General features: G+C 63.0%; 10 protein-coding genes. All 10 read left to right on the top strand.

Annotated elements, in window-relative coordinates:
• Positions 1-317: 317 nt before the first annotated feature.
• The 10 genes from Pan216_RS05880 (at position 318) to Pan216_RS05925 (ending at position 13474) form a co-directional block, all read left to right on the top strand.
• Positions 318-1469 (top strand): XylR family transcriptional regulator, encoded by a 1152-nt coding sequence (locus tag Pan216_RS05880; RefSeq protein ID WP_145256143.1) that lies wholly within the window; start codon positions 318-320, stop codon positions 1467-1469.
• A gap of 300 nt (positions 1470-1769) precedes the next feature.
• Positions 1770-2090 (top strand): ArsR/SmtB family transcription factor, encoded by a 321-nt coding sequence (locus Pan216_RS05885; RefSeq protein ID WP_145256146.1) that lies wholly within the window; start codon positions 1770-1772, stop codon positions 2088-2090.
• A gap of 279 nt (positions 2091-2369) precedes the next feature.
• On the top strand, positions 2370-3611 hold the full coding sequence (locus Pan216_RS05890) for a DUF1559 family PulG-like putative transporter (protein WP_419193308.1): 1242 nt from the start codon (positions 2370-2372) through the stop codon (positions 3609-3611).
• Complete coding sequence (locus Pan216_RS05895) at positions 3602-4453, top strand: VOC family protein (protein ID WP_145256152.1); 852 nt, start codon at positions 3602-3604, stop codon at positions 4451-4453. Before Pan216_RS05890 ends, Pan216_RS05895 begins: the two co-directional genes overlap by 10 nt.
• Before the next feature lie 307 nt (positions 4454-4760).
• Positions 4761-5738 (top strand): amidohydrolase family protein, encoded by a 978-nt coding sequence (locus Pan216_RS05900; RefSeq protein ID WP_145256154.1) that lies wholly within the window; start codon positions 4761-4763, stop codon positions 5736-5738.
• Between the two features lie 247 nt (positions 5739-5985).
• Complete coding sequence (locus tag Pan216_RS05905) at positions 5986-7341, top strand: MFS transporter (protein ID WP_145256157.1); 1356 nt, start codon at positions 5986-5988, stop codon at positions 7339-7341.
• Positions 7335-8501, top strand: a complete 1167-nt coding sequence (locus Pan216_RS05910; protein WP_419193309.1) for a M20 family metallopeptidase — start codon at positions 7335-7337, stop codon at positions 8499-8501. Before Pan216_RS05905 ends, Pan216_RS05910 begins: the two co-directional genes overlap by 7 nt.
• A 162-nt stretch (positions 8502-8663) precedes the next feature.
• On the top strand, positions 8664-9695 hold the full coding sequence (locus Pan216_RS05915; protein WP_145256159.1) for an amidohydrolase family protein: 1032 nt from the start codon (positions 8664-8666) through the stop codon (positions 9693-9695).
• Positions 9696-9863: 168 nt separating this feature from the next.
• On the top strand, positions 9864-10871 hold the full coding sequence (locus tag Pan216_RS05920) for a LysR family transcriptional regulator (protein ID WP_145256162.1): 1008 nt from the start codon (positions 9864-9866) through the stop codon (positions 10869-10871).
• 173 nt (positions 10872-11044) lie between these two features.
• The gene (locus Pan216_RS05925; RefSeq protein WP_419193310.1) at positions 11045-13474 is read left to right on the top strand and encodes a PSD1 and planctomycete cytochrome C domain-containing protein; all 2430 of its coding nucleotides are present in this window, start codon (positions 11045-11047) and stop codon (positions 13472-13474) included.
• Positions 13475-13501 lie beyond the last annotated feature (27 nt).

The following is a 13501-nucleotide window of genomic DNA, read 5'->3' on the forward strand; positions in this document are numbered from 1 at the left end:
GAACGCTGTGGCAGACCCCCTCTATCTCCCCCTTGGACAAGGGGGAGCACAAGAGGCTCACGCCTTGGACAAAGGGGGAGCACAAGAGGCTCACGCCTTGGACAAAGGGGGAGCACAAGAGGCTCACGCCTTGGACGAGGCGGAGCGACGAGTCGTGCGTCCGCGTTCGTCGGCATGCTAGCAGCGGCGGGGAGCGGCATCAACCGGAGGGCTCTTCTTCTCGGAGTGTATTCTTCGCACCCTGGCGCGTTTATGATGGTCAGACCTCGCGGCAAGCGTGCCACGCGAGGGGATGACTGGGGGCGTTTGGGAAACGAATGGCGACGATTCCGCACGTGGCGGTCCTGGTGGAGACCTCCCGTTCCTACGGTCGCGGGATGCTGCGCGGACTGCGCCGCTATCTGTCGGAGCATGGGCCCTGGTCGGTCTTCATGGAGCTTCGCGCCCTCGAGTCGGAAGTCCCCTCGTGGCTGAGAACCTGGAAGGGCGACGGCATCCTCACGCGCACGACCAGCCAAGCGACGGCCGACGCGATCCGCCGACTTGGCGTGCCGACCGTCGAGCTGCGAGCGACCAAGCTCGCCCATTCGTTTCCCTTCGTCGGGGTCAACAACGCGGCGATGGGCCAGATGGTCGCGGAGCATCTGATCGAACGGGGCTTCGTCCGCTTCGGGGTCTGGCGCATCGAGTCGGAGGTCTTCTTCCAGGAACGCTGCGACAACTTCCAACGCTCCGTGGAAGAGAAAGGGTTCTCCTGTTCGGTCTTTCCGCCGCGTGGAATGAAGCCGACGAAGAACTGGGAGACGCAGCAAGCGCGACTGACCCGCTGGATCGACGGGCTCGAGAAACCGGTCGGCATCCTCGCGTGCAACGATCAGCTTGGCTATTGGGTGCTCGATGCTTGCCGACGGGCGAACGTGGCGGTTCCCGAACAGGCGGCGGTGGTCGGGGTCGAGAACGACGAGACGCTATGCACCATGGCCGAGCCGCCCCTCTCGAGCGTCTGCTTCAACGCCGAGCTGATCGGCTATGCCGCGACGGAGTTGCTCGATCGATTGATGCGTGGGGAGACGGCGCCTTCGGAGCCGATCCTGGTCGACCCAGTCGGGATCGTCACGCGGCAGTCGTCGGACATCGTCGCGATGGAGGACACCGACTTGGCGGCCGCGGTCCGTTTCATTCGCGAGAACGCTTGCGAGGGGATCAGCGTCAACGAGGTGCTTCAGAAAGTTCCGATCTCGCGAACCGCCCTTGAGCGGAAGATGCGCGCGGTGCTCAAACGCTCCCCCAAGGCGGAGATCACCCGGCTGCAACTCGAGCGTGTCAAACAGTTGCTGGTGGAGACCGATCTATCGCTGACGCAGATCGCGGGCAAATCCGGGTTCCGCTACCCGCAGTACATGGTCGAAGTCTTCAAGAAGTGGTTTGGCGAGACGCCGGGAACGTATCGGTCGCGCAACACCCTCTAGCAGTCCGTTGATCTATTCGCTGCCGGCTGCGAACGGCTCTCTTGACCAATCTCGGCGTTGGAGAAACTCGACGAATCTACGGATTCGCCTGCGATTTGCCTCCTTGATCTTGGCCAACATCGCTCGTTCTCGCCTTGGCCCGCTCAAATCAACGGGCTGTTAGAGAAAGCTCTCGCTTCCTGCCTGATCGACGTCATCTCCGGGGCGGACGGGGTGGTCCCCGCGAATGCCCTCCCTGGGGTCGCTCGGCGGCGATATACTCATTGTTGAAGGACCGCAACGCGATAGAGACGAGACACCATGCAAGATAGGCTCGACGCCGAACGCTGTTCCCGAATGCTCAAGGCCGTCGCCGACCCCGAACGGCTCAAGATCATTCAGTGCCTCTTCGAGGCTCCCCACAACGTGGGCGAGGTCGCGGAGATCCTCAAGACCGAGATCGCCAACGTCTCGCATCACTTGGGCGTGCTCCGCAATGCCGGTCTGGTCAAGGATCGGCGCAAGGGACGTCACATCGTCTATTCGCTGAACAAATCGCTATTCGAGGAGTCCTCCGACGCCTCGGTGCTGAACCTCGGCTGCTGCCGTCTCGACTTCGGTCAAGCATCGCCAGAGGGTTAGTCGCGACGGTTCGAAGCCGACTCCCGGAGTCTTGCCCGGCTCCACGCCGACGTCGGCACGTCGATCACAGCCAACGATACCCGACGCCCGTGTCCCGCGATCTTTGTCGGTGACTATATTCAAATGTTCGTTAGAACGTTGGAGGGTTTGGCGCCCGCGTGCCCCTTGTTTCGCGCTCAACCCGAGGCTCTCGGAGGGATCCGGCGAGCCGACATGCATCGCGACTTCCCGACCGGTCCGGGACTTGGATCGCTCGGGATCCCCATACGGACACCCGCCATGCTCACATCCATCCTCAGCAAACGATCGCGCCGCGCCGCCTTTACCCTCGTCGAGTTGCTTGTCGTCATCGCCATCATCGGCGTGCTGGTGGGACTCCTCCTGCCGGCGGTGCAACAAGCTCGCGAGGCCGCTCGGCGGACGCAGTGCCTCAACAATCTCCGGCAACTCTCGGTCGCCGCCCAAAACTTCGCCGAGGCCCATGGAGCCTTTCCCATCGGCTCGGAGTTCAAGCTGTGGCCTGCCGATCCCTCGCATCCGAAGAACTACTATCGCTGGTCGGTGTGGGCCCACTTGACGCCCTACTTGGATCAAGCGGGCATCTACGAATCGCTGAATCTCGAGGTGCCGCTCTATTCGAGCAGTACTTCCGTCTCGCCGGAGAACAGTACCACCGTCGGCGCCGTCTTCAGCGTCTTTCTCTGTCCGAGCGATCGTGGGGTTCCTGTCGCGGATTTGCTCGGCTTCACCGGGTCGACTTTCGGACCGGTCAACTACGCGGCTTCCACGGGGACCGGTTTGGTCGAGAACGGGGGAGCGTTCGACACCGACGGTCTCTTCTACATCAACTCAGCGACGCGGTTCGGAGACATCACGGACGGCACGTCGAAGACGATCGCCTTTTCCGAGAGCCTACTGGGAAGCGATCCGGCTCCGTCGGGTCGGCAAGACCCGCGGACGGTCTACGCGACGATGTACTCCGCGCCGTTGTCCGAGGGAGGGTGCGCCGCGCCGGGAGGCTACAACATCAGCGACCCGCGCGGCTTCTCCTGGGCCAACGGCGAATATCGCTGCGCCCTTTACAACCACTTCTACCCGCCGAACCACACCGAACTCGACTGCCTTGGCTTCTGGGTCTCCGGTGGCGAGCGGCAGTACACCGGATGGGGTTGGCGGACGGCGCGTAGTCGCCACCCCGGCGGTGTCAACGCTTCCTTCGCCGATGGTTCGACACGCTTCATCAACGATTCGATCGACTTCGACCTTTGGCGCGGCCTCTCGACCCGTAGTGGCAACGAGATCGTCTCGGAGTTCCGAGGTTCGGAATCAGGGAGGGAGAGCCAGTTGGCGACCGCGACCAGTTTTGACCATTGTCTCTTTCCGTGGGACGTGGAGGCCTATCGTCGCGATGGGTCCTTGATACTCCGCGAGGTCTTCGAACCAGGGGAGATCGCGAGCCTGCGAGCGGACGCGGTGTCGCTCGCGGCCCGTCGGGAAGTTCGCTCAACCACGTGGGGTTGAGGCTCCTCGACTCGGCGGCGATGCTCGCGACCGAGCGTCGGCTGGTCGCCGCGGGAGCCTCGATCCAGCGGGAGGAGGGGGTCGAGTGCTGCAATTCACGGCAGACGAAGTTTTGGGTTCACGACCCGGACGGAGTTCTTTGGGAGATCTACCTGCTTCACGAAGACATCGATCACTTCGGGGCGGGATCGGAGGTCGTCTCGGTGACTCCCGCTGGCGAGACGTCGGCGTCCAAGATCGACAAGTCCGAAGTTGACGAACCAGAGAGCGGCTCCCGCTTGTTCTGGGAGCACTCGCTGGGCACCGAGATTCCCACGCGGCTTCCCTTCGCTGACGGTTCTCTTGATGAGGTCAGGCTCAACGGTACCTTCAACACCGCTCTCGACGAAGTGACGATCACGAGCCTTCTTCGGGAGGTTTATCGGTCCCTGAAGGAGGGAGGTGTTGTTAAGCTCCATACCCTGGTCGCCGATCGACCGGTGGGGGGCGGAGAACTCTCCTTGCCGGGACCGGCGTCGGTGGTGAAAGCGACTCCGATGCAGGACTTCCTCGTCCGCGCTTTGCGGGCGAGTCAATTCACGGCCGTGAGGTTCACGAAGTTCAAGGCCTCCCCATGCTTCGTCGTCGACGAGATTCAACTGCGCGAGTCGATGCTGGAAGCTCGCAAAGTGTTGAGAGGGACGGGGCACGAGAAGCGGCTTGTTCTCTACAAGGGGCCGATGGCGGAGGTTCGCGACGGAGCGGGTAACATCTTCGCTTGCGGCGAGTGGGTGACGGTGGCCGCCCCCGTCGCGGAGACGTTGCGTGATGGGCCGAACGCCGAGATGTTCGTCGTCGTGTAGCCCGTCGTTGTCGGGGCCGACACCGGGCCTCTCAACGGTCACGTGGATCGCGGTCGCGATCCGATCTCCAGGGACGCGATTGTCCCTCGGCGCTCCGGCATCGATCGCTTGTTTTGCGTCATTCGCGAGGTTACAGTTCACCTGCTAGCGGGCATGCGTTTCGTCCGAGCCGGACGTTCTCCATCCTGGGATTCGTTCTCGAACGAACCGCCGACGATGTCATTCCAGACCGCTTGAGGTGAACGGTTTGATCGACTCCGCGTCACATGGTGCGATGCCGCTCGCAAGATCCCTGAAAGGAACGCTGATGACAACGCGACGGGCATTCTTGGGACACGCGGTGGCCGGAGCTTTGGGGACGGTCGCCCTCGGAGCCGCGAAGAGCGACACCGGCGTGGAGACGCTCGAGATCATCGACTGCCACACGCACTTCTACGATCCGACGCGTCCGCAGGGAGTTCCTTGGCCGGGGAAGGGGACGCCACTCTATCGAACGGTGCTGCCCGATGATTTGAAGCGACTCCCCAAGCCCAAGCCGGTCACGGGGACGGTCATCGTCGAAGCGAGCAAATGGGTTGAGGACAACCAATGGCTGCTCGACTTGGCGAAGGACGATCCCTTCATCGTCGGCATCGTCGGGCATCTGACTCCGGGAGAGCCGGCATTCAAGGATCACCTGGCCCGCTTTGGAAAGAACGATCTCTACCGGGGCATCCGAGTTCGGGATAAGCAAGTGCTCGAGTTGCTGGAGAAGGACGACCTCGCCGACCTCAAGCGGATGGCCGACGCCGACCTCTCGCTCGATGTTAACGGCGGGCCGACGGGGCCCTACGCGGTCGCTCGACTCGCGGAGCGGTTGCCGTCCCTTCGCATCGTGATCAATCACATCGCCAACGTGCCGATCACCGCCGAGGCGCCGCCGAGCGAGTGGGCCGAGGGCTTGCGGAAAGCCTCGAAGGGGCCGAATGTCTTCTGCAAGGTGTCGGCCCTGGTCGAGGGGGCGTCCCGAGGAGGAAGAACGGCGCCGCGTGAGTTGGCGTTTTACAAGCCCTACCTCGATGTCGTTTGGGATGCGTTCGGCGAGAACCGTCTCATTTACGGAAGCAACTGGCCCGTCTCCGACCGGGGGGCTGAATATCACGTGCTCGAGCAACTCGTCCTCGACGATGTCGCCGAACGCGGCTCGGAGGTCGCTCCCAAGTTTTTCTCTCAGAACGCCATACGCGCTTACAAGTGGGTCGAGCGTCCCGGCCGGAGCGAAGCGATTGTACCCAAATCGGCGTAGTGCAACGTCGGCCTCTGTATCCCATGAAGAGATCGCCGGTCGCTTGTCGGCCGGTGAGACGAGGAGCGATTGCCGCCGGAGACCTCTCTTTGACGGGGTGAAACGGACCTTTTCCGGAATGGTAATAGTCTTCCCAGCATCCCGTGTTAGCCTCAAGTCAACTCATGCCGATTGACTGACGATGGGTCGTCAACGCCGGTCTCCTGCCGCCGCGTCACTCGCTGCGCCTGACACAAAGAGGTCTCCCATGGGTTCGGTCGCCGATCCCTCGCCGCAAGTCGCTCCCGAGGAGCCCAGCCGTGTGGGGAAACCATCTTCCCCCGGGAACCTCGGTTCGGAGAGTCCTTCCAGCCGTCCTCCAGCGGTGGCGCTCTTGACGCTGATCGTGATTTCCGTGGCGGTCAACTACATCGACCGCGGAGCGCTATCGGTCTCCAATCCGCTCATCGAGAGCGAGTTCGGCCTGACGAAGATTCATCAAGGACTGTTGCTCTCGGCGTTCTTTTGGACCTACGCCCTCGCCCAGATTCCCGCCGGCTGGCTCGTCGACCGCTTCAACGTCAAATGGGTCTACGCGATCGGCTACGCCGTCTGGTCGGTCGCCACCGCGCTGACCGGGTTCGTGGGCAACTTCGGGCTTCTCTTGAGTACCCGTCTCGTCCTCGGGGTCGGGGAAAGCGTCGCCTACCCAGCGACGTCGCGAATCATTTCCGAGAACATTCCCGAGCAACGTCGTGGACTCGCGAACGCTCTGGTCGATGCCGGCTCGAAGATAGGGCCGGGGCTGAGCACCCTCATCGGAGGGCTAATGGTCGAGCAGTTCGGCTGGCGGGCCCTCTTCATCGGCCTAGGCGTCGGTGGGCTCTTCTGGCTCATCCCGTGGTTTCTGGTCGCGCCGAGCCCTTCGTCCCTGCACGCACTCGACGACGACAAGGGTCGCGAACCCGCGGCAAGTTCGCGTCCCTCCCTGGGGCAACTGCTCGTACGGCGTGACCTTTGGGGAACGTCGGTCGGCATGTTCACTCTTGGCTACACCTGGTACTTCATCCTGACGTGGTTGCCGACCTATCTGGTCGAGCAGCGCGGGTTGGATCTGGGCCGCATGGCGGTCGCCGCGTCCCTTCCGCTCTTCGCGATGGCGGCGACGACGGTCCTTGCGGGCTGGACGGCCGACTGGCTCATCGCCCAGGGGCGCTCGGTCACCATGGTTCGCAAAGGGTTCGCGGTCACCGGGCTGGCGCTCGCGGGAATCATGCTCTTTCCCGTGACTCGGGTCGAGACGGTGACCTCGTGCGTGGCGCTCATTGTCGGAGCTTGTTCCGCCCTCGGTTTGTACACCGCCAACGTCTGGGCGATGACCCAAACGATCGCGGGCCCGAAAGCGTCGGGACGCTGGAGCGGGATCCAGAACGCGATCGGCAACATGGGGGGCGTCGTCTCGCCGATGTTGACCGGCTTCATCGTTTACTTGACCGGCTCGTTCGGCCTGGCGTTCACCGTGGCGGCGGGTGTGCTCGGCGTCGGGATTTTCAGTTACTTGGCCCTCGTCGGGCAGGTCGCGCCGATCGACTGGTCGGAGGAAGGAGAAGCGGTTCGATGCTGACGGTAGCCTCCGAGCGAGTGTTGGACACGCTCGCGGACTTGGTTCGGATCAAGAGCGTCAATCCCGCCTACGATGACGGGGTGCCGGAGGGAGAGATCGCCGACTACGTCGATCGCTTCTTCGCCGAGCGTGACATCGAGACGACCCGCCAGGAGGTGTGGCGCGACCGTCCCAACGTCATCGCCCGGTTGCCCGGTCGCGACTCGTCGCGGCGTATCGTGCTCGAGGCCCACACCGACACCGTCGCGGTCACCGGCATGACGATCCCTCCCTTTTCGCCGCGGCTGGTCGATGGCAAGCTCTACGGCCGTGGCTCGTGTGACACGAAGGCGGGACTTGCGGCGATGATGCACGCGGTCGCCTCGCTCAAGCAAGAGGGAATCGTTCCCCCATGCGATGTTTTGTTGGCGGCGACGGTCGACGAGGAGTACTCCTATCGCGGCGTGCTCAAGTGCTGCGAGGGCCTCAAGGCCGACGCCGCGATCGTCGCCGAACCGACCGATCTGCGACTCGTCACCGCGAGCAAGGGGCTCGTTCGTTTTCGCGTCCTCACCAAGGGCAAAGCCGCGCATAGTTCGAAGCCTCATCTGGGACGAAACGCGATCAACGCGATGGCTCACTTGTTGGTCACGTTGGAAGCGGACTCCGCTCAACTCGCTGACGTTCAGCATCCTCTGCTCGGTCCGGCCACCTGTAATGTCGGAGTTATCAACGGGGGCGTTCAGATCAACTTCGTGCCCGAGAGCTGTGTCATCGAGATCGATCGGCGTCGATTGCCGGGCGAGGGTATCGAGGAGGTGCTCGACCACTACCAGCGACTGTTCGATGGTCTCGGCTTCGGAGAGCGAGAGATCGAGGTGACGATGGAGTCGCCCCTTCTCACCGATGAACCGCTTGAGACGCCCGCCGACGCGATGGTGGTTCGGGTCGCGGCGAAGGCGCTGGAGAGGCTCGGTCGCGACAGCGAGATCGTCGGGGTTCCCTTCGGGAGTGATGCGAGCAAGTTCTCCGCCCGGGGGATTCCGAGTATCATCATGGGACCGGGTTCGATCGATCAAGCGCATGCCGCGGTCGAGTTCGTCGACTGCGAGCAGGTGCTTCAGGCCCAAGAGATCTATCGCCAATGGATCCTGGGGTTCGACGCCGGCCCGCAAGCTTAGCAGTCCGTTGATCTAAGAGGCCTGTTCGTAGTCGGCATCGATTCGATCATCGGGCTGTCGGTGTTGTCGGGGGCGCCCGGTCTGAGTTTGTGTTCGCTCGGGTTGGCTCGGTGCGTTGACGATGTTCCAGGTCCGAGGGTTTGTAGCGAAGGCGACCACGCGATGGTGCGATACCGACCAACCGAACCGACGATTCAGGCAGCCCCGGCATGCGACCCATTGACGCCGGCGCGAGATGATGCCAACCTCGGGCGGCAAGCCCAGGTCAAGCGGCGCGACTTTCTCGCGGCAGCCTCGGCGACGCTCGGAGGACTGCTGTTGAATGTCCATGACGCGAAGGAGGCATCCTCCGGCGAGGCGAAGGGCTTCATCGATGCCCACGTCCATGTCTGGACCGACGATGTTGCAGCGTATCCGCTGGCTCCAGGGTTTCGTGTCGCGAACATGAAGCCGGCGAATTTTCCCCCGAGCGTCCTGATGGAGCACGCCCGGCCGGTCGGGGTCACGCGAGTCGTCCTAATCCAGATGAGCTTCTACCGCTACGACAACAGTTACATGTTGGCGACGATGAAGAAGTATCCTGGCGTCTTCTCCGGAGTGGCGATCGTCGACCAAACTGCTCCCGACGTGGGAACGAAGATTCGCTCGTTGGCGTCGCAAGGCGTGCGCGGGCTTCGCATCCGGCTGGGACTCGACGATCCGACGACGTCTCCCGAGCATCCGAGCATGCGCAATCTCTGGCGGGAGGCAACCGCGGCGGGGGTTGCGATCTGTCCGCTGATCAACCCGCCGGCGCTCGCGGATGTGGACACGCTCTGCATCGAGCATCCTGAGACAAGGGTGGTGATCGACCACTTCGCTCGAATCGGCATCGATGGCGAGGTCAAGCCCGACGAGGTCAAGGCGCTGACCGGGCTCGCGCGTCATCCCAACGTCTACGTGAAGACCTCGGCGTTCTACGCATTGGGCAAGAAGAAGCCGCCCTACGCCGACCTGTCGGGATTGATCAAGAGCGTCCTCGACGCCTACGGGCCCTCGCGGTTGATGTGGGCCAGCGATTGTCCGTTCCAAGTGGAAGGGGAGCATAGCTACGCCGCGTCGATCGATCTTATCAAGGAGGGCCTCGACTTTCTCTCGCCCGACGACAAGGATTGGATGTTGCGGCGAACGGCGGAGAAGGTTTTCTTCTCCTAGTGCTCCGTCAAAGCCTGTGTTTCGGGTGCCACTGGCCGCTTGTCAGCCTGGGAAAACGAGTTGTTGATCCATTCGTCCGACCTTGGATCGCCGACAACGACCTAGTGCCAATGATATGGCAGCAGTGCCCACCCGAGAAAGGATCGGTGGTCTCGTTCAACCCGTCGCGTGAGGGCGAGCGATCGCTCGCGGGAGCGTGACAGAGACTCGGAGAAGCATATCGACCGCTACAAGGAGATTCAGCTTCGGCAACTCAGTACGTTCTGCGTCGCCGCCAAGGAGGGCAATTTCACCAAGGCGGCCCGAACCCTGGGACTCTCCGCTCCCACCGTGTGGCAACAGGTTCGCGCGCTCGAGCAACGCCTCAAGACAACCCTGATGCGGCGCCGAGGACGCAACGTCGTGCTCACCGACGACGGTCGGCTCTTGCTGGAACTGGTCCAGCCGCACGTAAGCGGACTCGAGTCGCTTGAGTCGCTCTTCGCGGCACGACAACGGATGCTTCCGCCGGAGTTGACGGTCGCCGCGATTCCCTACTTGGCGTCGACGCACCTGATCGAGCCGGTCCGGCGATTCGCGGACGAACACGAGACGGCACGGCTGACGCTGCGGGTCCTCGTCTGGTTCCAGGAAGTGATCCGCCAAGTGGAGCAGGGACAAGCGGAACTCGGGGTGATCTTCGTCGATCGCGGCGAAGCGCGCAGTCCGCAGCTCGAGTACGAGTTCCTTCGCGACTTGCCCTTGTCCTTGCTGACCCCGAAGCGACACCCACTGACGCGCAAGCGATCGATTTCCTTGAAGGACATCATCGAGTATCCCTTGATTGTTCCCCCCGAGGGGGCCTTCGCCCGGAGGACGCTCGATCAACTGCTCAGTCGAGGTGATCTCAACCAGCAGGCGCGGATTGTGATGGAGACGCCGCTCGCGGAGGTGATCCGACACTACGTCGCGGCCGGGATGGGCGTCGCGCTGCTTCACGTCGATGAGGAGCCGGCGAAGTCGGCGGTCTATCGGCGACCGCTGGAAGGCTGGGATGAAGGGATTTCAATCTCCCTGGTGACGCGCCGGGGGGCGCATGCCGCCGAACCGGTCGAGGTGTTTCAACGACTCCTTCGCGACTACTTCGGTGTTCGTCAGGAGGATTCGAAGGAGTCGGGGAACTCTTTGACCACGTAAAAGACTCGTTTCCCGCTTCGATAATTGTGCTATTGCGTGGTAAGCGCTAGATTACTACCAGGAGCGATTTCCAGCCCTTGCACGATTCTGGCGAGCGCGATTGGGAATCTCCCCCCAAGTTTCCTTCCTTCGAGACCCTGGCGTCGCCAGACGCCGCACGATGAGGTCAGGTCATGACTCGCTGCTCGCGGACTCGCGGAGATTCGCTCACGCTCGCCGGTTTCTGGGGGATGTCTCGTGGGATCGTCGTGATGGCGCTGCTGGGTTGCCTGCCGCTCGCGCCGGCGTCGGGCAGCGAGAAACCACTCTCCGACGATGACGTCACGTTCTTCGAACAGCACATTCGTCCGCTGTTGATCACTCACTGCTACGATTGCCACTCCGAGGATTCGGGGGAGATGGCCGGTGAGCTCCTGCTCGATCGGCGCGAGGGTTGGAGCAAGGGGGGAACCGGCGGGCCGGCGATCGTTCCGAGTCATCCCGAGAAGAGCCTGCTCATGCGAGCGGTCCGCTACACCGATTCCGAGCTGAAGATGCCTCCCGAGGACAAGCTCAGCGCGACGGAGATCGCTCATCTCGAGGAGTGGATTCGGCGGGGTGCCAAGGATCCACGCGACCAGCCCGCGCCCGTCAGCGAAGAGAAGTCGATCGATGTCGAGGCGGGCCGAGCGTTCTGGGCCTTCCGCTCTCCGGAGAAGCGACGCGTGCCAGCGGTCGCGAGAGAGGACTGGCCTCGAACCCCGATCGACCACTTCCTGCTTGCGAAGATGGAAGCGGAGGACGTCGTCCCGGCCGCCCCCGCGGATCGCCGCGATCTGATCCGTCGCGCCTACTTCGATCTGGTCGGATTGCCGCCGGCGCCAGAAGAGGTCGACGCCTTTTTGGCCGATTCCTCTGACGAGGCGTTCGATCGCGTGATCGAGGATCTGCTCGCCTCGCCCCGCTACGGTGAACGCTGGGGACGTCATTGGCTCGATGTCGTGCGTTACGCCGATTCCAATGGGCTCGACGAGAACGCCGGCTTCGCCCATGCGTGGCGCTACCGCGACTACGTCATCGATTCGTTCAACGAGGACAAGCCGTTCGACGAATTCCTGATCGAGCAGATCGCGGGAGACTTGCTTCCCTACGCGGACGACGAGACCCGCCAGCGGCAGTTGATCGCGACCGGCTTTCTCTCACTCGGGGCAAAGGTTCTCGCGGAGCCCGACAAGACCAAGCTCGCGATGGATATCGTCGACGAACAGATCCGGACGTTGGGACGATCGGTGATCGGGCTGACCATCGGATGCGCTCGTTGTCACGATCACAAGTTCGACCCGATCTCGACGCGCGACTACTACTCGCTCGCCGGGATCTTCCGCAGCACGCAAACCATGGAACACGACATCAACGGTGTGATCATCTCCCGTTGGTGGGAGCATGGGTTGGCCGAAGGGGAGGAACGCGAACTCATCGAGGAACTCGATGCTCGCATTGCGATCCTTCACGACAAGCTCGCCAACGCCGAACCAAAGGAGATCGCGGCGCTCAAAGCCGAAGTCCGACGGCTCAACAAACTGCGCGATCAGACGCCCTCGGCGATGGGGGTGCGCGAGGGAACGATCGCGAATGTCCGTGTCCATCGGCGTGGTAGCCATCTGACGCTGGGCGACGAGGTTCCGCGCGGCTTCCCAGTCGTGCTCACGCGGAGCCCGGTCGAGGTGCAAGAGAAGTCGAGCGGACGACTAGAACTCGCCCGATGGCTGACGGCTCCCGACCATCCGCTGACGGCGCGCGTCCTTGCCAATCGCCTTTGGCGTTGGCACTTCGGTCGTGGTCTGGTCAAGACGACCGACAACTTCGGCAAGCTAGGGGAAGTTCCCTCGCATCCGGAGCTTCTCGACTGGCTTGCGGTGCGACTGATCGAGGAGGGCTGGTCGATCAAACAACTCCATCGCGAGATCATGCGCTCCCGCGTCTACCAGATGTCCTCCCACGCCAGCGACGAGACGCTTCGCCGCGACCCGGACAATCGGCTCTACTCGCGTGCCCCGGTGCAGCGGCTCAGCGCCGAGCAGATGCGTGACAGCTTGCTCGCGGTGTCGGGGCTGCTCGAACCGACGATGGGTGGGCCAGCGTGCGACATGCCGAATCGGGATCTCGTCTTCAACCATACGTCGATGGACATGACCGACTACGCCGATCGCCGGCGTTCGGTCTATCTGCCGGTCATTCGCAATCACGTTTACGATTTCTTTCAGCAGTTCGACTTCCCGGATCCCGCCAACGTCTCCGGGGATCGCAACACGACGACGGTCGCCCCCCAGGCCCTGCTGTTGATGAACAGCGACGAGGTGTCCGACTCCGCGGAGGCCTTCGCGGAGCGACTCATTGAGGAAGGGCCCCGCCCCGATGCCGAGCGGGTCGATCGAGCCTACCGCATCGCCTTCGGCCGTCACGCCACCGCGGAGGAGATCGCTCGGTCGCTGCGATTCCTCGATCGCTTCCGCGAGGCGATGCCCCAGGCGGCAAGCGCGGAGCCGAGACCGGTTCCCAAACGCGCCTGGGTCGCTCTCGGACAGGTGCTCTTGGTAAGCAATGAGTTCGTTTATGTCCCCTAGGACGACGGAGAGACCGATGCTCGGCGA

Origin of the sequence: Kolteria novifilia (assembly GCA_007748055.1) — a bacterium.
Classification (GTDB): Bacteria; Planctomycetota; Planctomycetia; order Kolteriales; family Kolteriaceae; genus Kolteria; species Kolteria novifilia.

Bases quoted from the DNA above. Each gene is read 5' to 3' on its own strand.
- Pan216_RS05880 (WP_145256143.1), top strand. From the start codon at position 318: ATGGCGACGATTCCGCACGTGGCGGTCCTGGTGGAGACCTCCCGTTCC.
- Pan216_RS05910 (WP_419193309.1), top strand. From the start codon at position 7,335: ATGCTGACGGTAGCCTCCGAGCGAGTGTTGGACACGCTCGCGGACTTG.
- Pan216_RS05915 (WP_145256159.1), top strand. From the start codon at position 8,664: ATGGTGCGATACCGACCAACCGAACCGACGATTCAGGCAGCCCCGGCA.
- Pan216_RS05905 (WP_145256157.1), top strand. From the start codon at position 5,986: ATGGGTTCGGTCGCCGATCCCTCGCCGCAAGTCGCTCCCGAGGAGCCC.
- Pan216_RS05900 (WP_145256154.1), top strand. From the start codon at position 4,761: ATGACAACGCGACGGGCATTCTTGGGACACGCGGTGGCCGGAGCTTTG.
- Pan216_RS05925 (WP_419193310.1), top strand. From the start codon at position 11,045: ATGACTCGCTGCTCGCGGACTCGCGGAGATTCGCTCACGCTCGCCGGT.
- Pan216_RS05890 (WP_419193308.1), top strand. From the start codon at position 2,370: ATGCTCACATCCATCCTCAGCAAACGATCGCGCCGCGCCGCCTTTACC.
- Pan216_RS05885 (WP_145256146.1), top strand. From the start codon at position 1,770: ATGCAAGATAGGCTCGACGCCGAACGCTGTTCCCGAATGCTCAAGGCC.